This window comes from Sorangium sp. So ce381, assembly GCF_051473845.1.
Taxonomy (GTDB): domain Bacteria; phylum Myxococcota_A; class Polyangia; order Polyangiales; family Polyangiaceae; genus Sorangium; species Sorangium atrum.
On the sequence record NZ_CP150336.1, the window covers coordinates 3,804,052 to 3,828,509 of the forward strand.

Below are 24,458 nucleotides of genomic sequence, written 5' to 3' on the forward strand. Positions count from 1 at the left end.
GGAGGCGCCAAGATGGCATCGGCGAAATTCACCAGGCGCTTCCGCGAAGCTTCGGACGAGGCGCCGGAGGAGCCTCACAAAGAACGGCCGATCGTGGTCGTGATCGACGACGACCCGCGGATGCGGTCCGCGCTCGCGTTCACGATGCGGCATGATTACGACGTGCGCCTGTACGCGAGCGCGCAGGAGGGCATCGCCGCGATGACGGAGATGGTCAGCCTGGTCATCCTGGATATCCGCATGCCGGGCATCGACGGGCTCACTGCCTACCTGAAGATCAAGGCGCTGTTCCCGAAGGTGCCGATCATCTTCTACACCGCGTTCCAGGACATCCTCGAGAAGCAAGACCTGCTCTCGACCCACAAGGCGTTCGGCTATTTCGACAAGAATGGCGACGTGTCGGGGCTCATGGCGGCGGTCGAGAAGGCCGTCCAGCATTACAGCCTGGTCTCCAGCATGGCGAGCGCGCAGAAGCTCGTGCGCGGGATCATGCCCCCTGACGCGAGCTGATCAGCTGCCGGCGTGCCGCCGCGCGCGCGGCAGCTCGACCGTGAACATCGCACCCTCGCCCAGGCGGCTCTCCACGCGGACCGCGCCGCCCATCGCCTCCGCCGCCTCGCGCACGATCCAGAGCCCCAGCCCGAACCCGCTGTAATGGCGCGACGTCGTCGCCCGCTGAAAGCAGCGGAAGATCCGCTCGTGATCGGCCGCCGCGACGCCGATCCCGCGGTCGCGGACGGTGAGGCGCGCCATGTCGCCGGACGCCTCGAGCGCCACATCGACGGGCTTGCCGCCGCCGTACTTGGACGCGTTGGAGAGCAGGTTGGTGATGATCTGCTCGAGCCGCACCGGGTCCCAGTGCCCGCTGAGCGCGCTCGGGGCGTCGACGGTGACCGGACAGGCCGCGCGCCGGAGCAGCGCCGCCTGCCCGCTCAGCGTGTCCCGGAGGAGCGCGCTGAGGTCGACCTCCCGCGGCGCCACCGTCATCGGCGCCGCCGTGATCTGCGAGATGTCGAGCAGCTCCTCGACGAGGCGGTGCAGCCTGTCGAGCAGCGCCTCCACGGCCTCGAGCTTCGGGATCACCTCCTCGGCGGACGGCGGCGGCCCGCCGGCCCTCCGGTACATGCGAAGGAGCGCCTGCACCCGGAGCATCACCGGGGTGAGGGGCGTCTTGAGCTCGTGCGACGCGATGGTCAAGAACTCCCGGCGCGTCTCCTCGACGTGCTTCCGGTCGGTGATGTCCTCCGCGATGACGACGAAGTAGGCAGGCGCCCCCGTGGCGTGACGGACCAGCGAGACCGTGACCTTCGCCCAGACCGGCTCGCCGCCCTTGCGGACATAACGCTTCTCCCGCGAGACCGTCTCGACCTCCCCCGACACGATGCGGCGCAGGTTCTCGAGATCGGTGGGTAGATCCGGTGGATACGTGATCTGCTGGAACGTGAGGTTGGTCATCTCTGCGTGGGAGTAACCCACGAGATCGCAGAATTTCTCGTTCAGCCGGATCCACCGGCCCTCGATCGACGCCTGGCCGATGCCGACCGCGGCCTGGTTGAAGGTGGCGCGGAAGCGCTCCTCGCTCCTCCTCAGCTCCTCCTCGGAGCGTTTGCGCTCCGTGATGTCGTGGAACGACGTGACCACCGCGTACGGGATGGACTCGCTCGCGCGGAGCAACGGCTGCGAGTTGATGGAGATCCACACCATCTCGCCCTCCGGTCGGTGGACCCCCATGATCACGTTCTTCTGCGGCGCCCCCGTGCGGAGCGTCACGATGGCCGGGTGCAGGTCGCCGTTGAACGCAGAGCCGTCCTCGTGGACGGCCCTCCAGCGGGGATCGCGGCTCTCCCGGCCCGCCATCTCCGCGGACGTGAGCCCGAGGATGCGCTCGGCGCTCGCGTTGCAGGCCTGGATCGCGCCGCTCGCGTCCTGGAGGACGATCCCCTCGTCGAGGGCGGCGATCACCGAACGATAGCGCTCCTCGCTCCTCCGGAGCGCCGCTTCCGTCGCCCTCCGCTCCGTGACGTCGGCGCAGATCATGAGCAGGGTGGTGACGCGGCCGCCGCGCAGGATGGGGCTGACCCTCGCCTCATAACGCGCCGCCTGGCCGTGCTCGCCGGGGATCGTGCACTCGAAGCTGTCGGGCGCCCCCGACCGCACGACGCGCTCGACGCAGGAGCGGGCCGCCTCGCGCGTCTCCGGCGCGATGTGCTCGTAGATGCTCGTCCGCAGGAGGCTCGTCGAGGTCGCCTTCGGCGGCGCGCGGCCGGAGAGCAGGATGGTGCCCTCCGGGGAGATCACCAGGATGCACTCGGATGCGCTGTCCAGGACCGCCTGCAGCAGCGCCTCGGCGCCGCCGAGCTCGGCCAGCTGTCGCTTGAGCGCGTCGGCGGCGCCTTCCTCCGCGGATTTCCCCAGCGCAGCCACGCTCTATGCATTGTTACCACAGGTCGCGCGCGCAACCGCACGGACGAGTTCGCGTCGGCTGGCGGGGCCCGCGCGGGGCCCGCATCGCCGCGCTCTCCGGCGTCGATTCTCGGCGCGAGGAGCGCGCCGGCGGGTGGCGAAACGCCGCGCGCGCCACTACGCAAACCTCCGGGCGAGGACGACGATGCGGAGCACACGGGTGGACGGGACCGGCGACCAGCGCACCGAGGGCGCCACCGCGGCCGGGCAGGCCGAGGTGGCGCTGCGGGAGAGCGAGGCCCGCGATCGGGCGGCCAGCGCAGAAGCCGCCCGGCTGGAGGCCGAGGCGGCCGTCCGGCGGAGCGAGGAGCAGTATCGCCTCCTGAACCGCGCCACGAACGACGTGATCTGGGACTGGGATCTGGAGACGAACCGGGTCTACTGGAACGGAGCGGTCGTCCAGCATTTCGGCTGCACGCCGGAGGAGCTCGGCGACGGCCCCGAGGGCTGGTACGACCGCATCCACCCCGAGGACAGGGCGCGGGTATCCGAGGGGATCCGCGCGGCGATCGAAGGCAACGGGGAGAGCTGGACCGACGAGTACCGCTTTCGCAAGAGCGACGGCTCGTACGCGCCCTTCCTCGACCGCGGCTACATCGGCCGGAGCGCGAGCGGCGCGCCCACCCGCATGATCGGCTCGATGCTGGATCTGACCGAGCGCCACCGGGCCGAGGCCGCCCTGCGCGAGAGCGAGCTCTTTCACCGTCAGACCCTCGAATCGATCCCGGGCATGGTGTGGGCGACCCGGCCCGACGGCTATTGCGAGTTCTTCAGCGAGCAATGGGTCGAGTTCACCGGCGTGCCCGCCGAGCGGCAGTTCGGCGACCGGTGGCTCGAGGTCCTGCACCCGGACGATCGGGAGCGGGTCTTCGCCTCCTGGCGCGCCGCGGTCGGGGGGCTCGCTCCGTATGATCTGGAGTACCGTGTCCGGTGGCGTGACGGCGGATACCAGTGGTTCAAGGTGCGCGGGCGGCCCATCCGCGACGCCTCGGGCCGGATCGTCCGCTGGTTCGGGATCGCGATCAACATCCACGAACTCAAGCTGGCAGAGCAGGCGCTGCGGGACGCGGACCGGCGGAAGGACGAGTTCCTGGCCATGCTCGCCCACGAGCTGCGCAACCCCCTCGCGCCCGTCCGCACGGCCGTCGCGATGCTCCGGAGGGTCGGCACGGCGGATCCCGTGCAGCGGCGAGCGCGGGACGTGATCGACCGCCAGGTCACGCACATGGTCCGGCTGATCGACGACCTGCTCGACATCTCTCGCATCGCCCGCGGCCGGATCCAGCTCCGCAAGGCGCGCTGCGATCTCGTCGGCATCGTCCGCCAGACCGCCGAGGATTACCGGGCGAACCTCGAGGCCGACGGCGTGGCGCTGAGCGTGAGCGCGCCGGACGAGCCGCTCTGGGTGGAGGGCGACGACACCCGGCTGGCGCAGATGCTGGGCAATCTGCTGCAGAACGCCGGCAAGTTCACCGACGCGGGCGCGAGCGGGGGCGGGCGCGTGTGGGTGTGCGTCGAGGCGGGCCCTCCGGAACCCGGGCGCGACGGGGGTGTGTTTGGACAGGCCGTCATCGCGGTCGAGGACAACGGCGTCGGGATGGATTCGGGGCTGCTGTCGCGCATCTTCGACCCGTTCAGCCAGGCGGATCAGGGGCTGGCCCGGAGCAAGGGCGGGCTCGGGCTCGGCCTTGCGCTGGTGAAGGGGCTCGTCGAGCTCCACGGCGGGACGGTGGCGGCTCACAGCGAGGGGCCCGGCCGCGGCTCGATGTTCACGCTGCGGCTGCCGCTCGCGGCGCCGGCCGCCCGGGACCTGTCGGCCGCCTCGGACGCGGAGGAGGCCAGCCGCCAGGGGGTTCGCGTCCTCGTGATCGAGGACAACCACGACGCGGCCGAGAGCCTGGAGATGCTCTTGACCCTGAGCGGCTACGACGTGGAGACGGCGTTCGACGGCCCGACCGGCCTGACGGCGGCCCGGACGCGCCCTCCGGATGTGGTCCTGTGCGACCTCGGTTTGCCGGGCGGAATGGACGGCTACGACGTGGCCCGCGCCATCCGCGCCGAGCCGTCCCTCGCCGCGACGCGCCTCGTCGCCCTGAGCGGCTACGGTCAGGACGAGGACCGGCGTAGATCGCGAGAGGCGGGCTTCGACAAGCACCTCGTCAAGCCAGCCGAGGACACCGCGCTGATGGAGGCCCTGTCGGCGGGGCGCCGTGAGCTGCGCAGCGCGGCGAGCCCGCTCTCGCGCTGAGCTGATCTATCCTCCGGTCCGTGGCGCGGAAGAGCCCGAGCGTTGCGACCTCGACCGCGGCCCTGTGGCTCGCGCTCTTCTCGTCGTCGGGCTGCGCCACGGGGGCAGGCCGCGCGACGCCGCCCGAGCCGACGCAATCGCAGGCGCAGGCGGCGACGGCCGTCGCCGCGAGGCGCTTGCCGTACCTGACGGAGCCGGACTGGCGGTCCGCGGACGAGGGCGCGGACTCGATGGGGATGGGGCTGGCCGACATCGACGGCGACGCGCGCTCGGCGACATGGACGGCGACGGGGATCTGGATCTCGCAGCCTCCGTCGCGTTCGAGGAGGGCGTCGCGCCGGGCCCTGCGCGGATCTACGAGAGCGTCGATGGCGTGCTGTCCTCGCTGCCGGTCTGGAAGAGCGCCAGGGTCGAACACAGCTTCGGCATGGAGTTCGCCGACATCGATCAGGACGGCCTCCTGGATCTCGCCGTCGCGATGCCGGGCGTCCCGATCTTCCGCGCCGTGCTGCGCGATCGTGGCGTCATCTCGCTCCCGCGGGAGCCGGGCTGGACGGCGAGCCAGGCGATCCGATACCCGATGTTCCTGGACGCGGGGCGACTCGGGGCCTCCACCGGGCTCGTCGTCTCGTACAGCGACTATGGCGCGAGCATCGGCCAGTCGGGCGGCGCGCGCGCGCCGAGCGTGTCCGCCGCGCCGGCGGCGGGCGCGGGCGCGGGCGCGGCGGGTACGGGCGGAGATGCGGCCGGTGCTGGCGTGGGCGCGGCGAGCGCCAGCTCGACCCGCTTCGAGGCCTATGCGCCGCAGCTCGATCCGGGTCCGACTTGGCGGTCGGCGAGCCTCGGCTGGGGGGCAGGCGTCGCGCTGGCCGACGTGAGCGGCGATGGTTGGCGCCGGACGCTGCGCTGCTCCCGCCGGCGCTGGTCTCTCCGGCGGCGTGCGCGCGCCTCGCGGCGGTCGCGGGCGGCCTGCCCGCGGCGGCGTCCAGCGTCGCTGTCGAGTGCCGCCTCGGGGCGTCCGAGCGCGTCGATCTGCTGGTGTGTTTGATCGCGGCGGAGGGCGGCCACCGCGAGCTCGTGCGGCGGCGCGCCGAGCTCGACCTGCTCGCGACGCCGGCGTGGGCGAGGGTCGTCGAGTTCTGCGCCGAGTGGGCTGACGCCGGCTCGCCGTTGCACCGGGGTGTCCCGCTGCTCTGGCTCGAGCTCGACCTTCCTGACGCCGGCGCGCTGCCTGGACCCGTGCCGGCGCCGTACCCGTTCCCCTGCGTCGAGCCCGGGCTCGTGGGCGGCCTCGTGCCGGCGAGCCCCGGCGCGGCGGCTGGCGCCGCGCTCCCGGAGCGGGCGAGCGGCGGCGCCGCGCTCCCGGAGCGAGCGAGCGTGATCCGGCGGGCGCTCACGCTCCTGCTCGGCGAGCCTGTGCCGCCGGCGGTCGATGGTGCGTTGTTCCGGTGCATCGCGCGGCTGCCTCCGGGCGGGCGGGCGATGCACGTCGCGCCGCTCGCCGCGCGGGGAAGCGCCGCGGTCCGGCTGGTGGTGGCGATGGCGAAGGCGGATGTCCGTGCGTACCTGGCCCGGGTCGGCTGGCCCGGGGCGATCGCGGAGATCGATGCGCTGCTCGAGGGCGTGGTCCCGTTCACGAGCCATGTCAGCTTCCACCTCGACGTCGACGCGGAGGTGCAGCCCATGCTGGGCCTGGAGATCTCGTATCCGGTCGTGGATGTCCGCTGGGCGACGGTGCTCGATCGGCTGGTGGCGCTGGGCGCGTGTTCGCCGGAGAAGCGCGATGCGGTCCTTGGCTGGCCGGCGGAGGCGCGGAGCTGGCCGGGCCGCGGGTGGCCGGCGCGCCTCCGTCAGGGGGTCATGCTCAAGCTGGTCTACCGGCCCGGCGTGCCGCTGGAGGCGAAGGCTTATCTCGGGATCACGCCCTACGTGGCGCTGTTCGGGTGATCGGGTGAGACGGGCAGCGGCGCTCCCGCGATGTCGTGGCGTGAGGGCGGCGCCGTGATTCCCCGTCTCATGGAGCGAAGACCGCGCCGCGGTTCAGGAGGAGCGCTGGATCGTGCTGCGCCTTGAGCTTGCGTAGCGCCTCGTAGGTCTCGTCGCCGAAGCAGGCGCGGTAGGCGTCGACGTCCCAGGTCGCCTCGGACTGGATGTACCGGCGGCAGCCGAGCTCGACCGCGTGCCTCGTGAGCTCCTCGGCGTAGGCGCGCAGCGGGCCCGCCGCGTCCCCGGGAGGCAGGCGCAGGGCGCCCCAGGAGCCGACAGCGAAGAACGGCTCGTCGCGCGGATACACCAGCGGAGGCACGGGGCGCCGCTGGCGGATCGGGTACGCGTAGCGCCGGCGGTAGTCGAGGAGGCCCGCGTGCGCCGCCTCGAGGGCCGCGATCCTCGCCTGGGCCACGGCGAGCCGCTTTCCCGGGGTGAACAGCGTGAACCACACGAGCTGCTCGTCGCGCTCATACTCGTCCGGCCCGGGCCCTTTCAGCTCTCGCGAGGCGGCGACGACCTCCCGGGCGGCGCCAGAGCCGGTCGGATAGGGCGGGGGATCCGCCCTGTCGCGCGGGACGAGCTCGAGCGTTGCCTCGGCGACGACGCCGAGCTGGCCCATGGCGCCGAACAGCCATGGGAAGAGCGCGTCGCCCCTGCCGACGCGGCGGAGCCGGCCTGTGCCGTCGACGAGCGTCACGGCCGCGACGTTCTCCCAGAAGCCCCCGTGCAGGCTGGAGCCCGGCCCGAAGCCGCCCGCGGCGATGAAGCCGGCGACGGAGGGCCCTGCGTGGCCGTCGTTCACGACGGGCACGGTGAAGCCGTGGCGCTCCACGACGTCGCGCACGTCCCAGAGGACGGCGCCGCCGCCCGCGGTCACGGTGCCTTCCGCCTCGAAGCGGACGTCGCCGAGCCGCTCCGTGCGGAGGAGGAGCTCGCCCGCGCCGGGCAGCGAGGCGCCGTTCAGGCCGTGCCCCTGGCCGCGGATCCGCACGGGGACGCCGTGCCGGTAAGCCGTCCCGAGGGCGTCGGCGATCTCGGCAGAGGAGGCGGGGGCGATCTCGCAGAAGGTCTCCGCGCTCTGCCGCAGGCCGCCATAATGGGATATCGGGCCGGAGATCACGCGCGGATCGAACGCCGAGAAGAGCTCACGGAGCTGCTGTGGGCGCTGCACGGCGCGAGGCTATCACGTCGATGGAATCCACTGCAAAGACGCGAGAGCGCGGAGACAGGGCTCTTTATTGCGTCCGCGAGACTGCGCGGACCCACGTGGGCCCCGATGGGCTCCTGTACAAGAAGGGCAGCATCCGGGAGATCGTGCCCTGATCGCCGCCCGCGCTGGCCGGGGCCCGCGGTCCGAGGCCAGCGCGGCGGGTGCGCGCGACGCCGGGATACCTCGATCGGGCGCCCGCGGTGGGGCTTTACGCGCGCCGCGACGTCGCCGATCCTCGTGCAATGCACCTACGTCTCGCTCCTGCTCTGGCTCTCGCTGTTGCGCTCCATGGTTCCGGGTGTTCGGATGCTGGCACGGGCGGCCCCGGCGGGCCCCAGGCCGGCTCCGGCGGCGGGGGCGCGGGGGGCGACGGGGGGAACGAGCCCGGCGAGATCGCCGGCGTCGGTGGGGGGAGCGGGTCCTCGATTGACGTGAGCGTCATCATCACGGCCGACAACGCGTACGGCTTCGGCTACGGGACCGGCGACAAGCTCCTGAATTACTTCGGCGGCATCGAGAACATTTTCGCCGACGAGATCTTCTCGTGTCCCGTCGGTCATGGGCCCGAGTCGTACACGGTGCCGGCGCAGTCCGCGGACTCCGGGCACTATCTTTACATCGTCACCTACGCCGACAAGTCCACGACGCAGGGCGTGCTTGGCCAGTTCTTCCGCGAGGGCGCGGAGCCCGTCTTCACGGGCAACGGCGCGTGGGAGGTCTGCGCGACCGGCGAGGACTACGACCTCGGCTCGCACGGGCCGACGCTGGAGACGATCAACCAGCACATCGAGCGCTGCAACGGCGGAGGCCTGGATCCGCAGACGACCAGCGGCGGCTGGGTGACGACGGAGGTGTCCGAGCGCGGATATGTCGTGTTCGGCGAGGCGAATGACACCGCCACCGACGTCCCGGTGCCTGGCAACGAGTTCCCGCTCGTCTGCGGCATCGACGAGGGGGCCCGGTGGATGTGGTACGAGTGGAGCCCGAGCCGCAGCGCCGGCAGCCCGTTCATCTGGCCCAGCGCCAGCAGCAACGTCATCAAGGATTTCCTGATCTTCCGGCTAGGCGCCGAGTTCGTGCCCGAGCCGCCGCACTAGCAACCAGAGACGCTGCGACCAGAGGTCGCCGTTGGAGATTTGCTGGATCATTGGCCAGTCGGAGGAGCTCTTCGCGGCGCTCGCGCGTTCGGGCAAGGCGGCGCGTGAGCTCGCTCTACCCCCGCGGGTGCTGTCGCTGCAGCGGCGCGCCGCCGAGCTCGCCTGGGCTCGCGCCCGAGAAGGCCTGGAGCGCGCCTGTGAGATCGGGGAAGACGACCACGTCGCGCGCGGGCTCGCCGGGGCCGTAGCGCAGCCAGAGCAGCGGCCACGCGTAGGCGCGCACCGCCTGCGCCACGATCCGGCCGCCGGTGGCGAACGCGCCGAGGGTGGCCACCGCGCTCTCGATCGTGCCGGCAAAATGGTGGCCTTGAAAATCCGGCTCGACCACCCGGTCGCCGCCGCCTCGGTAGGCGGTGCGCACCGCCCGGGGACGGAGGTCGAGGCAGCGCAGGGGCTCGGGGGGATCCGCGGCGCCCAGCGCGCGCTTCAGGGTGCTCTCGAACGAGAACAGCGCCGGCACGAAGGACATCTCGCGCGGCGCGTAGAGCTCGCGCACCTCGATCGGGCGGTCCTGCACGTGGCGGATGCGCACCCGACGCATGTGGCCGTCGCCCATGCAGGACGCGCAGACGACGGGGCTCGCGCCGGCGCCGGCGCACGCGGTGCAGGGCCGGAGGCCGAGATGCTCGACGAGGCGCCGGTGGGCGCGGGCCTCGAAGGCGTCGGGGAGCGGCGGCTCTCCCGGCGCGAGCTGCAGCGCGTCTTCCTGGCTGAGGTCGACGACCTCGGTCCAGCCTTCGCGGCGCACGATCGACGCGAGCACCACCAGCGCTGCCACGCGGCGCTCCTCGGCCGGCGCGCCGGGCGGCAGCGCGAGGCCCTCGGCGCGGGCGCGCCCGAGCGTCGGGAGGTACGGGGCCACGGGGTCGGACGGATCCACCGTGGCAAGGCTAGTACGTCGTCGCCCGAGGGCGAAATACCGAGCCGGCGAGGTCGATGGCGAGGGATCTGTAGCGCGGCCTCTCGAGGACGCCGTTCTCGTCGCGCGCGTGGGACGCCGTTCTCGTCGCGCGCGTGGGAGGTGACGACGTACACGCGGTCGCCGGCGCGGGCGGCGCCCTCGAGGCGTGTTCAGCTCGCGCGCGCGAGGCCGACCGTGGCCGGGGCGCCGCTCTGGGCGAGGCGCTCGGCGAGGGCCTTGTCGTAGAGGGCCTGTTCGCTGGCCTTGTGGGCGGCCGTGAAGCGCACCAGGATCGCGCACACCGACGAGACGAGCGCGGCGAAGCCCAGCACCGCAAAGCAGTCCTGGGTGTCGCCGACCGCCTTGAGCAGGAAGCCCGCCGCGACCGCGCCGACATTGCCGCCCGCGCCCACGATGCCCGCGACGCCGCCGAGCGCCTTGCGATCGATGAAGGGCACGAGCGCGTAGGTGGCGCCGCACGCCATGTGCGTGAAGAGCCCGAAGCAGATCATCGCGACCACCGCCATCCCCGCCGTCTGCGTCCGGGAGAACCAGAGCAGGCCGAGCCCCTCGCCGACCATCAGCGCGAACAGGAGGGTCGTGCGGGCGTCCAGGCCCTTCCGATGGGCCAGCCGATCGGAGAGGATGCCGCCCACGGCGCGCGCGAAGAGCGCCAGGAGCCCGAAGCTGCCCGCGGCCATGCCCGCGGTCTGGAGATCCAGCTTGAAGCGGTCCACGAAGTAGCTGGCGGCCACGTTGTGCACGAAGAGCTCGATCCCGAAGCAGGCTCCGTACGTGACGAACAACATCCAGGACCGGTAGTTGCCCATCGCCGCCTTGAAGACCGCCCATCCGCCCTTCTTCCCGCCCTCGATCTCGACGCCCGCCGCGCGAAGGTCCTTGTAGTTCCCTTGCGGGCAGTCCTGGGTGAACTTCCAGTAGAGGACCGCCACGACGAGCATGAGCGCGCCCGGCACCACCATCGCGAGGCGCCAGCCCATCGAGGAGCTGACACCCAGGCTCAGCACCGCCGCGAGCACCCAGGGCATGGTCGACTGCGTGACCCCCCCTCCGGCGTTGCCCCAGCCCGCGCTCGTGGCGTTCGCGGTGCCGACCACGTTGGGAGCGAACATGACGGACGTGTGGTACTGCGTGATGACGAAGCTCGCGCCGATCATGCCGATCAGCAGCCTGAAGAACAGGAAGACCTCATAGCTCCGCGCCAGCGCGATCCCGAGCACGGGGATGGCGCCGAGCGCCAGCAAGCACGTGTAGGTCGCCCTCGGACCGTACTTGTCGCAGAGCGGCCCGATCAGCAGGCGACCCGCGACCGTGATTCCCACGGCGGCGATGTTGATGTTGGCGATCTGCTCCTTGGTCAGCCCGAATTCGCCCTTGATGACCGGCATCAGCGGCGCAACCGCGAACCACGCAAAGAAGCAGGCGAAGAACGCCAGCCAGGTCAAGTGGAATGCGCGCATCGCTGGAGTCGACAGCGAAAATAGCTCGATCTTGGTCGCCTTGGTAGCCTGGGTCATGGGTCCTCGTAAGGTGCGGTTCTGAAGGACCTCGCGGTGCGCAGCTCGAGGCCTCAGGACGGATCCATAAAACAAGGACCGTAAATGGGTCGTAAATCGTATGTTTCCAGTCGGTGTCGGAGCACGAATGGGTTGCAGATCGTATGTTTCCGGTCGATGTCGGACCCTGGATGGGCTGTCGATCGTATGTTTCCGGCTTGTGTCGGACGGCAAATGGGTTGTCGAGCGTGTGTTTCCGGCTGATGTCGGACGGCAGATGGGCTGTCGAACGTGTGTTTCCGGCTGATGTCCGCGCCGCGGTCATCACGGCACGCGGTGCGCGGTCAGGGCGCAGGCGGAGGCACCACTGGGGCTGGAAGCGCACGGAACGCGGCCGAGTCGCGCTCGTTCGATGGTGCCGCCAGGGATCCACACGAGGCCGGAAGGCGTCGAGCATGGGGCTGTTTTCATGGCGTCCGCGAGCTCGCCGCCGAGCGTTGTGCTTCGAATGGCTCGATGGAAGGCCACATCGACGCGCGCCGGCAGCCGATACAATCCTCCGCGACCGGAATCCCGGCGTCGAGCAGCCTGCGCGCCGCCGAGAGCTCGAGCAGCCCGGATTGGAACCACACCACCGACGGACGCAACACGAGCGCATCCTCGACGTGGGGCACGAAATCCTCGGGCTTGCAGAAGACGTTCAGCACGTCGATCGGCGCAGGAAGCTCGAGCAGGCGGCGGCGGACCGGCACGCCGAGGATCTGGGTGGCCTCGGGATAACGGGTCGGGACGGGGAGGATGTGGTAGCCGACCTTCTGGAGGTAAAGCGGGATCTGGTGCGCATCGAGGTCCCGGCGGCTCTCCGGCTTGATCCCCAGCACCGCGATCGAGCGCGCATTCCTGAGCGTCCATTCCATGTCCGCCGTGCCGAGTAGAGGGACGTCGAGCATGCTGTGCGCCGCAGAGGAGATCTAGCATGCGCGACGTCGTCCTGGACCTGGGTGATCTGCGCGATGAAGATTCTCACCATCGCCGTCGCGATCTCCGCGCTGAATGCAGCCTGATGCTACTGGCAGCTGGAGCAGCCGAGGGGCGGTCGTTCGATGAGGCTATGGGTGACGCGGAGGCTTTGGTCAGAGGAGAGCAGGAAGACCACGTCACGAGGGAACAGCGGAGCCGAGCAAGCGGACACCGGAGCTGCGCAGCGGAGGCGACGACCAGGCGCAGGCGTCGAGCCATGGTGATGCAGGATACCAAGATGGGCGCACAGGAGGGTCCGGGGTTGTGCAGGAGGGGTCTGGGGTTGCGCAGGAGCCGCACAATAGTGCGATAGATCACCAAAGCGGGTGCGCAGGAGGGCGGCTGGGACCGCGTAGGAGCCGCGCAATCGTGCGATAGGACACCAAATCGGGTGCGCAGGAGGGCAGCTGGGGCCGCGCAGGAGGCCCGCCTGAGCCGCGCAGGAGGGCGCCGAGGCCGCGCAGAAGGTCCGCCTGAGCCGCGCAGTGTATGAGCGGAGTCCTGGTAACACTTCTGACCGGGAGCCGCGGGGGAGCGAACGGACCTCCAACCATCGGCGTCCTCGCGCTTCACTCCCCGGTGACCGTGCGCGACAGCGTGCTCACGATGGTCTCCGGCGACCCCGGCGGTGACGGAGGGCCACGCCAGGAAGGCAGCGAGGCGGCCGAGGTACACCGGCCGCCGCCGATGTGGACGTCTTCAGGGCTGCATGGGCGGCCGGGGTGGCCAAGGCGGGGCCGGCGGCTACGGCGGCCAGGGCGCGGCGCGAGCTCGGACTCTTACGGTCCAGACGTCAAGGCGGAAGAAGGAGCGGGGTGATAGTACCACCGCAATCCCTGACCTTACCTCCCGCCAGCCTTCGAATAAAGCCGGCCGCACTCTCGATGGTATTGAGCCAGTCAGCGCCCTTGAGGCGCACGTGATCATCGGTCTTGAATCCGAGCACGTCCACGGCCACAGACCACAACCCGTCGGGTTCCTCGCGGAGGTCGCTAATACGGATCGTTATAGTCCGTGGCGCGCTTCCGTCCGATGGCGTGAAGGTGGAGACGATCTCTAAGATGTTCATTGTTCACAATCCTTGACGCTGCCAATGACTCGGGCGCCATATAGCGCGACAACGGCGCGCTCCGAGTTCGCCTGCATCCCGCTCGAGCCAGCGGCCGCCACTCCCCCAGCACGTTCGACCAGGCGGACGGTGACCTGGCCCCGGTCTCGTGATCGCGGAACTCACCCCGGGGACGCTGACGACCTCGCACGCGATATGGCCGAGCTTGAGCACCGCGCCGAGCACAGGCGTCAACCATTGCGTCCACTCCCTCAAGTTCCCCACGTCGTGTTCCAAATGGGTGGGTCGAGCGTTCCGCCACCCGCATTCTCGACCTTGTCGTTGACCCTCCGAGCGATGAATTGGGCACCATCTACGATCGCCTGTGTCCAGTCTACCTGTTTTAACCGAACCCTGTCATCATCCTTGAACCCGAGGATCTCCACGGCAACAGACCATGAAGTGCCATCGGAATCGAGCCGCACGTCACTCATGCGAAGCGTGATGGTTCGCTGCGGACTGCCGTCCGCTGGGGTAAATGTCGTGGTTAACTCAAACATTGGAACTTACCTGCATCCATCCTCGCAGTCGCGAAGGCACCTGGCATAACGAGTGTTGCACTTCTCGCGACACGTTGCCGTGGGATCGCGCTTCGTGCAGTCCTCATGACAGCCATCGTGAATTTCGTCGCACTTCTGCTTGCAGCGCTCCTTGCAATCCCCATTTGCACCATTTACCCACCGGCACGGGCCGCACGACTGCACGCCCGAGCCGAGGTGCACCCCGTTGGCATATTCACATCGTTCCTTGGCTTCGTCCAGGCTCCCATGATGGCCCTGGTAGAGCGTGGTGCAGGTACCTGCCTCACCCCGGTTCTTGCACTGAACCGAATCCGCCTTCCATGTGACCGTACACTCGGCGACCTGTGAGCCGCCGCTGCACGGATCCTCGTCGTAGCCGGTGTGATTCTGCGGCTGGAGAGGTACATACCCGAAGCCTCCGACCCCGCCCGTGGGGGTGATGATGCTCCCGCCGGCCCCCTCCTTTCCATCACCCCGGACGTAACATTCTCCCAGGTCGAAGTTACACCCGGTGAGACCGAGAAACAGAAGCACAATCCCCCTCTTCATCTTGACTCTCCCCCGAACCTCCAGATAGGCCCAGCCGTGACCATCAGCACCATGCTGCCAGGAAGCACACGGCTACTACCACCCGCCCAGTCCACATTGACGCTCGTGGACGCCCCGAGGCGCCCGGCGAAGTACCAGTCGGACTGGGCGCGGCCGCCCGGAGCGACCCCCATCACGCGGTCGCATATCAAGGGGCCGCACACCCGCATCAGGTAGATCGAGAGCGACGGCCCGAGGCTGACGTTGCCGCTCTTCGTGGTGTACCCGAAGGTGACCGCCGTCCGGCCGTAAACCCCGACGCCTGCTCCTGGAACAATGCTGAGCACGTTGTGGACTTCGATCCGGAAGTCGCTCGTTCTGCGCCAGAGCCACCCGACGAAAGGGCTGACGGCGAGCTCGGGCTCGGTCCCGAGCTGGATCCCGCCGACGCTCACGCCGCCACTGAACTCGAGCGCCAGCGCCGGCTCGGGGGCGACGACGAGCATACAAGCGCAGCACAGGCCGACCGTGCCATGGAAGCGCATCGACATGGTAGAGGCTCCTGGCGAGCCGCGACACGCGGTGTTGGTACAGACGCTATTCTTCTGAGTGTGATCTGGGCGTCAAATAGAAATTCGTCGAGTAGACCGAATGAACATGAGTCGATCCGTTCCGGGCGTGCGCTGGTGGCGCCGCTCTACCTCAGGGAAGTTGTGGCCTCTTTAGCCCGACGTCGGGCCAGGGACAGCCACAAGCCAGAGGTCTCGGCGCAGGCTCCGAAAAAGGGCCGACAGGTCCGAGCTCGGCCCGCGTACTCTCCAGGCGTGGCCCTGCGCTCCCCGCTGCGGGCGCGCGCCCCCGGCCGCGGCGCTACTTCCCCGGCGCGAACGGCCCCATCGACGCTCGCCGCGTCCAGGTCGCGCCCTCTCTCACCATGCGCCTCACGTGGATCTGATAGCCGACCTCGCCGCCCACGCCGTCGCGCGCTATCTCGATCTCGTTGTAGCCGTTGTGCTCCTGCACCTCCCGGCTGGAGAGCGACGGCGCCGCGGCGATACGGATCGTCCAGTCCTCGTGCCGCTCCGGCCATTGCTCCTTGCCGAACCATCCCGTGTGGCTGTGGCCGTGGAGCACCAGGCAGAACTCCTTGTGGGCCAGCACGTCCTTCACCTCACCGGCGTTGATCAGGCCGCCGAAGCGGGCGAGCTCGGTGGACGGCAGCGGGGACACCGGGTGATGCAGGACCGCGATCCGGATCGGCGCGTGCCACTGCGCCCTGCGCAGGCGCTGGAGATCCGCGTCGTGGACGAGGCCGGGATCGATGCGCGCCACGTGGTCGCGCAGCGCCGCGGCGCGCTCTGCGTCGGGCTCCTCCATGGCGCCTTGCCGCAGGCGGCCGATGAGCGAGAGGAGCTCGTCCCGGACCGGATCCTTCTCCTCCTGGCCGCCGAACTCCGCCGATCCGAGCAGCGCGAACTCCACCCCGAGATCCGCATACCGTGCCACGGCGAGCGCCCGTGTCGCCGGCGGCTCCTCGAGCGGCGGCCGCGCGCAGCGCGGGTGAGCGGCGAACGCCCTCGCGAAAGGCTCGTGGCGCGCCTGCGTCCCGGCCTGCGGGGGCCCCGCCGCCTGCCGCCAGTCGACGTCGTGATTGCCGCCCACGAGCAGCACGTTGGGCTCGTCGGGCGGCAACCGAGGGTGGGCCGCGAGGAGGCTCGATACCTGTTCGAGCCAGACCCGGGCTTCGACATACTGGGCGTCGTCCGCCCACTCGGCGACGTCGCCGGACACGACGAGCAGGTGCGGCGCGCGGCCGGCCGCGGCGAGCTCGGCGACGTGCTCGGTGTAGTGATCGCAGACGCGCGGCGGGCCCAGCCCGCTCTTCATGGTGTCGCCGTGCTGGTTCCTCTCCTTCACGTCGACGCGCTCGGCGGATTTCGGGCCGAAATGGATGTCGGAGACATGGTGGATCCGCAGCGGGCACAGGTTCGCTTCGAGGATCGGATCGGCGAGCACGGGGCGCCCGTTCCGCTGCTGGACGAGGCCGCAGCGCTCGAGCAGATCGACATTCTCGTCGCGAGGCGCCGCGCCGCGCGCGATCTCGCGGAGCACGCCCCGCTGCGACTCGGTGAGCCCGTCGTCGAACACGGCGCGGTGATACGCGAACTCCAGGAGCTCGCTGCGCACGCGCGCCGCCCGCAGGAGCGTCCATGGGGTGTTCGCCAGAACGGGAGATTGCTCGGCGAGCTCGAAGACGAGCTCGAGCAGGAAGGGATTCCGGCGCCAGGTGGCGGGCAGCTCGGGGAGGAGCGCCTTCGACACCGCTGTGCGGGCGAGCTTGAGCGCCTCGCTGTGCGTGAGGGGATCGAGGAAGCGCATGTCCCGCGAGCAGACGAGCCCGGCGTCGCCGTCGGCCGTGCGTTCGAGCGCGATCCACTCGGCGGGGCTCATCGCCAGGAAGATCCTTGTGTTGGTCGTGTAGAGGTCGACGCACCAGCGCAGGAAGACGCTCGCGTCGCGCGGGCTGCCGCCTTGGCCGGCGAGCTGCGGCTCATCCAGGAGGAGCGTTGTCCCCGGCGGTACGCTGGGGAGCGCTCGGCCGAACTTGCGGAGGTCGAGGTAACGCACGCTCGTCTCGTCGGCGAGGCCGAGGTGGTGCTCGAGCGCCTTGAGCGTCCACGTCTTCCCGGCCCTGCGCGCGCCGACGAGCGGCCATATCACGCCGTTCGTGGGCAGGGACGTCAAGAGATCCAGGAGGTGGCCGTGATCGCGGACGTCGCGCTCCGGCGAGTACGGTCTCCTCACGTCGAACGGGCGCGTCATGACTCCCTCCCTGTCTGCCTGGCGATCCGTCGAATCCAGTCGAAGAACGGCGGATCCGCGAGCCATGCGCCGAGCGCGTCGCAGAGGCCCGCGTCGCAGAGGACGGCGACGTCCTCGGAAGGCAGCCTGCGCACCTCGGGCAGCGCCGCGTCGGGGGCGCCGCGGAGGGCGCCGAGGACGGCGCGCGCGCGCTCGGGCAGCTCGGTCCAGCGGGCACGGAAGAAGGCCGCGTCGCGATCGAGGAGCAGGCGCTGCTCGTAGAGCTCCCGCACGCCGGCGCGCTCCACCAAGGCGCGGCGGTGGCCGGCGCGGACGGCCTGGACAAGGGCGTAGCCCATGACCTGGAGATAGAACGGCCATGGGCCGCAGAGCTCGACGATCCAGCGGGCGGTCCGCTCGGCCTCCATGGGGACGTCGGGAGGGGTGGTGTCGACGAGGAATCGGATCGCGTCCTCCTCGGGGAGAGGGCCGAGGTTGACCGGGGTGACGTCGTTGCCGAACGAGGAGCCCGGGGCCGCGGCGAAGGCGTGCTCGACGACGGTGACCCAGTCCCAGTGCGAGCCGACGAGGACGACGCTGGTCTGCTCCTGGCCCACGGCGCGCAGCCAGGCGAAGAGGGTGGCGTCGGCCTGGTGGAGGTTGGCGACCTCGTCGAGGAGCAGGACGGCATCGCCGGCGCTGGAGAGGCGGTTGCGCAAGGTGAGCGCGGGGGTGGTGTCGGCCTGGAGAGAGGGGTCGAGGAAGAGGGCGAGATCGTCGGCGGTGCGGAGGGGCGAGGCGCGGCCCTCGAGAGAGCGGTGGTGGACGGCGCGGGCAGGGGAGAGGCGCGCGGCGAGGTGGTGGAGGATGGATGTCTTGCCCGAGCGGCGCGGGCCGCGGAGGACCGCGGGGCTGCGGCTCTCGACGAGGGCGAGGAGCTCGGCGAGGACGGGGGCGCGGCCGGGGAGGGCGGAAGCGTCGGTGAGGGCGGGGCCGGGGCGGAACGGGTTGGGGAGGGTATCGGCGGAGAAGGAGAGCGATTCGAAGGCAAGTGCGCGGTTAGCGGGCGCGTGCAGGGGCGCCGGGGCGGCGATTGCGAGAGCCGGGGCGGCGAGCGCAGGAGGGGTGAGCGCCGGCGCAGCGTCGGCCGTTGCGGGGGCAGCGGCAGCGGCCGCGCGGGCCCCGGGACCGGCCGCGACGAAGTGCTCTTCGCCATCCCAGGGGACGCCGCCCGCATAGCCGTGCCTGGCGAGCTCCTCTTCGAGGTTGTCGCCGCTGAGATCCCCGGCGAGCGCTGCTTTCACCTTGTCGGGGCGGTGGAGGACGGTGCGGAAGCCGGCGAGGGGAAGATATAGGGTGGTCGTCGAGTCGGGGCGGCGAAGGGCGAGGTGGGCGCGGTCGGGCTGGGCGTTATCGAACAAGCAGAAGCCCCCGGCGGTGCGGGTGAGGGTGGCTGGGCCCGCGGCCTCCAGCGAAGCGAGAAGCGTGCGCTGCACGACGGTCCAGATCTTCACCGAGCCGTCCTCTCCCGCGCTCGCCAGGCGCTTGCCGCCTGGGTGCCAGGCCAGGGCATTGATCCAAGCTGAGTGGCCCTTCAACCGATCAATCTCTTGGCCCGTATCTGTGTCCCACAGGTGCACTACCCTGCCGTCTCCGGCGCTGGCCAGGAGATTGCTTTCTGGGTGCCAGGCCAGCGTTCTGACCCAGCTCGAATGGCGGGCAAACTGAGCGCATTTCTTGAGGGTGCTCGCATCCCATAGACATACTGTTCCGTCGTCTCCGGCGCTGGCCAGGAGCCCGCTCTTAGGGTGCCAACATACGGCTTTGACTGGCTTTGAGTGGCCCAGGAGGCGAGCGAGTTCGTTGCCTGTGTCCGAGTCCCACAGGCGTACCGTCATGTCAGACCCCACGCTCACCAAACGTTTGCCCGCAGGTTCCCATGCTATGGCGGTGATTGTGCCATCATGGCCTTCGAGCCGAGTGAGTTCTCTGCCAGTGCTGGTGTCCCACAGGCGCACAGTTTTGTCGAAGCCTGCGCTCGCCAGGCACTTGCCCTCCGGATGCCACGCTATTGCGCCAGTCAAATTTGCATTCCGTCTCGCCAGAATGAGCTCTTTGCCTGTGCTTGTGTCCCAGAGGCGCACCGTCATGTCAGCTCCGGCGCTCGCCAGCAGTTTGCCCTCTGCGTGCCAAGTCAGGGACCGGACTACGTTGATGTGGCCCTCGAGTCGCGTGAGTTCTTGTCCGGTGGCTGCGTTCCACAGACGCACTATCTTGTCAGAACCCGCACTTGCCAGGAGCTCGCCGCCGGGGTGCCAGGCAACCGCCCTTATCCCGTTCGAGTAGCCAGTGAACTGAGCGAGCTCTTTTTTACTGCCCGTATCCCACAGGTGCACCGCCCTGTCAGAGCCCGCGCTTGCCACGCGCCTGCCGTCCGGATGCCATGCAACGGACCGGATCCCGTTCGAGTGGCCCACGACTTGATCGATCTGTTTGCCGGCATCTGCATCCCAAAGGCGCACGGTTTGGCCGTCTCCCACGCTCGCCAAGATCTTTGCCTCCGGGTGCCAGGCCAAAGAGCGAATCACGTTCGAATGACCCTCGAGTCGAACGAGCTCCTTGCCAGTGTCCACATCCCACAGGCACACGGTTTGGTCGTCTCCCGCGCTCGCCAGGATCTTTGCCTCCGGGTGCCAGGCCAAAGAGCGAATCACGTTCGAATGACCCTCGAGTCGAACGAGGTCCTTGCCAGTGCCCACGTCCCAAAGGAGAACCGAATTGTCATCTCCTGCGCTTGCCAGGAGCTTGCCGTCCGGGCGCCAAGCCATTGCTCTGCCAAGGCTTCTGTTGTTTTCTAGTCGAGCGAACTCCTTGAAGGTGTCTGTGATCCAAAGGCGTACAGTCTGATCTCCCGCTGTGCTCGCCAGCAGTGTGCCGTCCGGATGCCAGGCCACTACCTTGACCCAGTTAGCATGGCCTTCGAGTCGAGCAATTTGCTTGCCGGTGCTCGTGTCCCAGAGGCGCACTGTTTGGTCGCTTCCACCGCTCGCCAGGAGTCTACTGTCCGGGTGCCAAGCGACTGTTCTGACGAAATTTATGTGTCCTTCGAGGCGAGCGATCTCCTTCCCGGTATCTGCATTCCATAGCCGTATAGTCTGATCGTCCCCCGCGCTTGCCAGGAGCTTGCCATTCGGCGACCATGCGATATTGTTGATTCCTTTGCGGTGTCCGCAGACTAGCTCCGCTTGAATCTGTGATAATGATCCGGGCAGCGTTTTAGAGAACCGCGTCCCATGTCCCGCGGCCAGTAAGGCGGTCGCGTTGGCGCCAACAATCGTCGCACCGCTCCATAGGCAATCGGTCCAGGTCGATTGTCGAAGGTTTGCCTTGCTGAGGTCCGCCTCCTTCATGACGGCGTCTCTCGCTTCGGTCTGTGTGAAGTCCGACCCGTGCGCCGTCGCCTGTAGGACGTTTGTCGCATGGAGGAGCGCGCCCGATAGGGTTGCTTCGCGCAGCACGGAGCCGGATAGATCCGCTAGGGAAAGGTCGGCGCCAGCGAGGTTCGCATTGTCCAGCCTCGCACGAACAAGCGACGCGCCTCGCAAGTCCTCGCCAGCGAGCTGGACGCTCTGGAGGTTTGCCCCCTCCGGGATCAATCCGACCGTCTCGTTCGCCCATCGAGACAGGCCGAGCAGCAGCCGCAGGGCATTTTCGGGCACATCCCCCGCCCGCTCGATAAGCGTGCGATCCCTCGCCAGAAGCGACTGGACTGCACGGACCGCTCTCGAATGTCTCGGCTCGCCCGCGCTCCGCAGGATCTCTCCCATGAAGGCCGCGACCTCCTGTGTAATCCGCTTCGTCCGGAGCGCCTCCTCCGGCCGTTCAGGCAGCGTCGCGACCAGCGCGCGGGCGAGGAAGTACTCGAGGAACGACTTGTGCGCGAAGCGATACCCGTCCTCGCCCTCGTGGACGAAGAACGCTCCGCCCTGGATCTCCAGGAACGCCGCCCCCGGCGGCATGCCCTCGGGCAGGAGCGGGAAGAGGCGAGCGCGGACGGAGCGCTGGAGCTCCTGCCACGTGCAGGTCGCCTTTCCAGACCGCCAGAGCTGCTCGGCCAGCGCCTCTGCGAACTCCTTCTTCTGCTCGTCAGTAAAGCACTCCGGGTCGTCCTTCCGCGTGTTGTCGAGCCATCGCTTCAGGTACGCCTCGTAGAGGTCCGCCCGGCCGACCTGCGCGCCGGGAGAGAGGTCGTCCAGCGTGGCCAGCACCATCCCGAGAAGCAGCGGCCGGTGCACCAGGTCCTTGAGGTCGTAGATGCCGGCGATGCGCGAGAGCGCCGCCGCGGCGCCGCCCTCGCCGCGGATCTGCCGCACGAGATCGCGCACGTGATCGTCGGTGAACGGCTGGACCACGACGCGCCGGATCCCCGCCGGCGCGCCGAGCGCCTGCGAGAGCGCGCTCTCGGTCGTCGTCGCGAGGTGCGCCTGGCTGGGGAAGTAGTTGTCCCGCGAGGAGACGAGCACCTTTCCTCCGCCCGCCGCGATCTCGAGCAGCCCGGAGAGCCGGCCCGCGAGCTCCGCGGCCTCGAGGCGCGTCGCCATCTCGTCGAAGCCGTCGAAGCAGGGCACGAGCAGGCGATGCCGAGTCAGGAGGCGCACGGCTGCGCGGTTCTCGGGAGCATCCGCGAGCCCGGCGGCCTGGAGCAGGAGCTGCTCCGCGCTCGCCGACGGGGACGCGCCGGCGAGGTTCACGAGGAGCGGCAGCGGCGTCGCCGCGGATTCCCAGCGCCTGTCGGCCCACACGGCGAGCGCGGTCGATTTCCCGAGGCCGAACTCGCCGAGGACGAGGGCCGTCGGCTCGCCCGACGAGAGCCATGCGTCGAGGGCGCCGAGCATCGGTGTCGGCTCTCCGCCGTCGACGCGGGCGTCGGGCTCCACGAACCTGCCGTCGACCTCGCGCAGCCGCTGGTCGCGAAGCGCCGCGATCACGGCGCGCGCGCCGCCGAAGCGGGGCAAGAGTCTCGCGATCCGGTCCCGCCGCGCATCGGATGGGACCTCGTCGCAGGCGGCGCCCGCAAGCCCGGTCTCGGCGAGCGCGGCGAGCAGTCCCTCCGAGTGACCACCGAGGGATCCCTCGCCACCGTCGGTCCACAGGACCCACCCGTCGTCTCGGGAAGATGCGATAAGGATCGCGGGCGGAACACTCTGGCTCTCCGACGAGACGCCGACGGTCGCGATACGCTGTCTCCCCTCCGCCATCGCGAGCAGGCGAAGGTCCTCTGCCGCATTGATCTGATGCTCGGAGAACCGCGTGACGTGCCCGTGCTCGTCCAGCTCCTCGACGGGCCGCCCTGCTTCAGCGTCAGCCGCCGCCGCGCGCCGGAGGCGATCCTTGACGACCTCGATCAGGTCAGCGGGCCGCCTCTGAAACGCGAGCATCCACCCCCCGACCCGCTTCGTCCCGAGCGCCGCCGGGTCGAGCCCTCCCGGCAGCACCACCCGCACCTCCGGCGCCGGCCTCCCGTCCTGCCTCCCCTCGTCGACCTCGCGCGGGCCGCGCACCGCCTGCGCCACGGCCCCGAGCGCCGCCACGCCGTCGCTCGTCCACTCGCCGGCCCCCCGCGTCGCGTCCACCGCCTTCCGGAGCCGCGCCTCGACCTCGGCGAACCCGGCCTCCCGCGCCTCCCGCTGCGCCATCCACCCGAACACCACGTCGGCGGCCGCGCCGGCCATCGCCGCCCGGAGCGCATCGAGCGGCAGCACCCCCGCCGGGAGCACCACCTCCCGCGTGAACTGCCGTAGCTGCTCGACGCTCGTCACCCTGTCGAGCTCGCCGTATAGCCGCCTGAGCCGCCTTCCCCGCGCCGCGGCCCCGGAGAGCGCGCCGGCGTTCAGCAGCACGTCGCGCGCTTGCTCCAGCCGCGCGACGACCGCCTCCAGCGCGTCGTCGTCATCCTGCGCCAGCAGCTCCCGCGCCTCGTCGAGCCACCGCGCGTACGCCTCCCCGGCCGGGTGCCCGCGGTACACGAGCGTCGCCTCGGCGACCGGCACCACCGGCCTCGGCGCCTCGTATCGCGTCGACCTCCCGGCCCGCTCGTATCCGAGGTCGACGTCGGCGACGATCACCCCTTCGTCGCCCGGATCGAGGTACCCGGCGCGATCCGGAAACCGCTTCAGATCATGCGCCTGCCCCTCGTCGACGTACACCGACGTGCCGCCGCCCTCCGCGCCGTCGCAATAGAGCACCGGCCGTCCGTACCGGCGCGCCTCCTCCCACGCCTTGCCAGCGAACTCCGGCAGCGTGTGGTGCGGCGTCAGGCTCGGCACGGCGAGGAACCGGCACGCCCCGAGGCGCTCCGCCACGAGCTTCCGGTGCGGTTCGCCCTCCCGAAACAGGAAGTCGAGACAGACAAGCACGCCCATGGGCCCCGCGATGCCGTCTGGCATCTCGACGGGCGCCCAGGTCGCGCCAGGCCGCATCGAGCTCCGCTCCGGGATCGCCGGGCTCAGCTTCGCCTGCAGGCCGAGCAGCCTGCCGCCGTGGAGCACCGGACACACCGACTGTCCGACCGTGGGCAGCGGGGCCGCACCGAGCCGCTCGTACACCCCGGATCGCCGCGCTGCCCGGTCGACCGTGTGCGTCCCGGCCACGACGACCATGTCACCCGCGGCCTCGGCGAGGCCCTCGAGGATCTCCCACGGAACGCTGTACTCGGGGAGCACCGCGATCCTCGCGCCGTACTCCCGGCAAGCCGACAACACCGCCCGGATCCGCGCGAGGAGCTGCGCATCGTACACCTCCCGGATGCGCCGGCGGAGCGCGTCCAGCTTCGGCTTGATCGCCTCCGGCACCTCGCCCCGCGAGGGAAGCAACGAGTCCGACGCTCCCTTCGGATCGAAGAGCGGATCCTCGAGCGGCGATCGCCGATCCAGTACGATCGCCGGATGATAGGCGAGCTGCACGACGGCAACCCGCGTATACGTCGACCCCTCTG

At 70.0% G+C, this 24,458-nt stretch carries 15 protein-coding genes; 5 read left to right on the top strand and 10 right to left on the bottom strand.

All coding sequences use genetic code 11. From position 1 onward, the window contains the following. Positions 1-12 precede the first annotated feature (12 nt). Positions 13-510, top strand: coding sequence for a response regulator (locus tag WMF29_RS14440; RefSeq protein ID WP_437329378.1), 498 nt, complete (start codon positions 13-15; stop codon positions 508-510). On the opposite strand, the gene WMF29_RS14445 is transcribed toward WMF29_RS14440, so the two are convergent. Beyond that, positions 511-2,424, bottom strand: a complete 1,914-nt coding sequence (locus tag WMF29_RS14445; RefSeq protein WP_437329379.1) for a PAS domain S-box protein — start codon at positions 2,422-2,424, stop codon at positions 511-513. It abuts the gene before it with no gap. Positions 2,425-2,608: 184 nt separating this feature from the next. Between WMF29_RS14445 and WMF29_RS14450 the strand changes: the two genes are divergently transcribed. Both WMF29_RS14450 and WMF29_RS14455 read left to right on the top strand, forming a co-directional pair. Continuing rightward, positions 2,609-4,711, top strand: coding sequence for a hybrid sensor histidine kinase/response regulator (locus tag WMF29_RS14450; RefSeq protein ID WP_437329380.1), 2,103 nt, complete (start codon positions 2,609-2,611; stop codon positions 4,709-4,711). 277 nt (positions 4,712-4,988) lie between these two features. Then, complete coding sequence (locus WMF29_RS14455; protein WP_437329381.1) at positions 4,989-5,759, top strand: FG-GAP repeat domain-containing protein; 771 nt, start codon at positions 4,989-4,991, stop codon at positions 5,757-5,759. Between the two features lie 966 nt (positions 5,760-6,725). On the opposite strand, the gene WMF29_RS14460 is transcribed toward WMF29_RS14455, so the two are convergent. After that, positions 6,726-7,871: an FAD-binding oxidoreductase gene (locus tag WMF29_RS14460; protein ID WP_437329382.1), complete on the bottom strand. Its 1,146-nt coding sequence runs from the start codon at positions 7,869-7,871 to the stop codon at positions 6,726-6,728. A 20-nt stretch (positions 7,872-7,891) separates the two neighbouring features. Between WMF29_RS14460 and WMF29_RS14465 the strand changes: the two genes are divergently transcribed. After that, a complete protein-coding gene (locus WMF29_RS14465; RefSeq protein ID WP_437329383.1) occupies positions 7,892-8,023 on the top strand; it encodes a hypothetical protein in 132 nt (43 codons plus the stop codon). Between the two features lie 318 nt (positions 8,024-8,341). Further along, on the top strand, positions 8,342-9,007 hold the full coding sequence (locus WMF29_RS14470) for a hypothetical protein (RefSeq protein ID WP_437329384.1): 666 nt from the start codon (positions 8,342-8,344) through the stop codon (positions 9,005-9,007). A gap of 115 nt (positions 9,008-9,122) precedes the next feature. Here the strand turns inward: WMF29_RS14470 and WMF29_RS14475 are convergent, their stop codons facing one another. The 8 genes from WMF29_RS14475 to WMF29_RS14510 form a co-directional block, all read right to left on the bottom strand. After that, positions 9,123-9,947, bottom strand: a complete 825-nt coding sequence (locus tag WMF29_RS14475) for a hypothetical protein (protein ID WP_437329385.1) — start codon at positions 9,945-9,947, stop codon at positions 9,123-9,125. A 191-nt stretch (positions 9,948-10,138) separates the two neighbouring features. Next, the gene (locus WMF29_RS14480) at positions 10,139-11,506 is read right to left on the bottom strand and encodes an MFS transporter (protein ID WP_437329386.1); all 1,368 of its coding nucleotides are present in this window, start codon (positions 11,504-11,506) and stop codon (positions 10,139-10,141) included. A 446-nt stretch (positions 11,507-11,952) separates the two neighbouring features. Continuing rightward, positions 11,953-12,435 (bottom strand): CoA-binding protein, encoded by a 483-nt coding sequence (locus WMF29_RS14485; RefSeq protein WP_437329387.1) that lies wholly within the window; start codon positions 12,433-12,435, stop codon positions 11,953-11,955. Positions 12,436-13,298: 863 nt separating this feature from the next. Next, positions 13,299-13,574 (bottom strand): hypothetical protein, encoded by a 276-nt coding sequence (locus tag WMF29_RS14490; protein ID WP_437329388.1) that lies wholly within the window; start codon positions 13,572-13,574, stop codon positions 13,299-13,301. A 251-nt stretch (positions 13,575-13,825) separates the two neighbouring features. Further along, positions 13,826-14,113 carry a hypothetical protein gene (locus WMF29_RS14495; RefSeq protein WP_437329389.1) on the bottom strand — a complete coding sequence of 96 codons (288 nt, stop codon included), beginning with the start codon at positions 14,111-14,113 and terminating at the stop codon, positions 13,826-13,828. A gap of 566 nt (positions 14,114-14,679) precedes the next feature. Further along, complete coding sequence (locus WMF29_RS14500) at positions 14,680-15,213, bottom strand: hypothetical protein (protein ID WP_437329390.1); 534 nt, start codon at positions 15,211-15,213, stop codon at positions 14,680-14,682. Between the two features lie 319 nt (positions 15,214-15,532). After that, a complete protein-coding gene (locus WMF29_RS14505; protein ID WP_437329391.1) occupies positions 15,533-17,485 on the bottom strand; it encodes a metallophosphoesterase in 1,953 nt (650 codons plus the stop codon). Continuing rightward, complete coding sequence (locus tag WMF29_RS14510; protein WP_437329392.1) at positions 17,482-24,426, bottom strand: eIF2A-related protein; 6,945 nt, start codon at positions 24,424-24,426, stop codon at positions 17,482-17,484. The genes WMF29_RS14505 and WMF29_RS14510 overlap by 4 nt, the downstream gene beginning before the upstream one ends. Positions 24,427-24,458: the final 32 nt, after the last annotated feature.

Excerpts from the sequence above, each read along its gene's own strand:
- WMF29_RS14440 (WP_437329378.1), top strand. The coding sequence starts at position 13 with ATGGCATCGGCGAAATTCACCAGGCGCTTCCGCGAAGCTTCGGACGAG.
- WMF29_RS14450 (WP_437329380.1), top strand. The coding sequence starts at position 2,609 with ATGCGGAGCACACGGGTGGACGGGACCGGCGACCAGCGCACCGAGGGC.
- WMF29_RS14455 (WP_437329381.1), top strand. The coding sequence starts at position 4,989 with ATGGACGGCGACGGGGATCTGGATCTCGCAGCCTCCGTCGCGTTCGAG.
- WMF29_RS14465 (WP_437329383.1), top strand. The coding sequence starts at position 7,892 with ATGGAATCCACTGCAAAGACGCGAGAGCGCGGAGACAGGGCTCTTTAT.
- WMF29_RS14480 (WP_437329386.1), bottom strand. The coding sequence starts at position 11,506 with ATGACCCAGGCTACCAAGGCGACCAAGATCGAGCTATTTTCGCTGTCG.
- WMF29_RS14485 (WP_437329387.1), bottom strand. The coding sequence starts at position 12,435 with ATGCTCGACGTCCCTCTACTCGGCACGGCGGACATGGAATGGACGCTC.
- WMF29_RS14490 (WP_437329388.1), bottom strand. The coding sequence starts at position 13,574 with ATGAACATCTTAGAGATCGTCTCCACCTTCACGCCATCGGACGGAAGC.
- WMF29_RS14495 (WP_437329389.1), bottom strand. The coding sequence starts at position 14,113 with ATGTTTGAGTTAACCACGACATTTACCCCAGCGGACGGCAGTCCGCAG.
- WMF29_RS14500 (WP_437329390.1), bottom strand. The coding sequence starts at position 15,213 with ATGTCGATGCGCTTCCATGGCACGGTCGGCCTGTGCTGCGCTTGTATG.
- WMF29_RS14505 (WP_437329391.1), bottom strand. The coding sequence starts at position 17,485 with ATGACGCGCCCGTTCGACGTGAGGAGACCGTACTCGCCGGAGCGCGAC.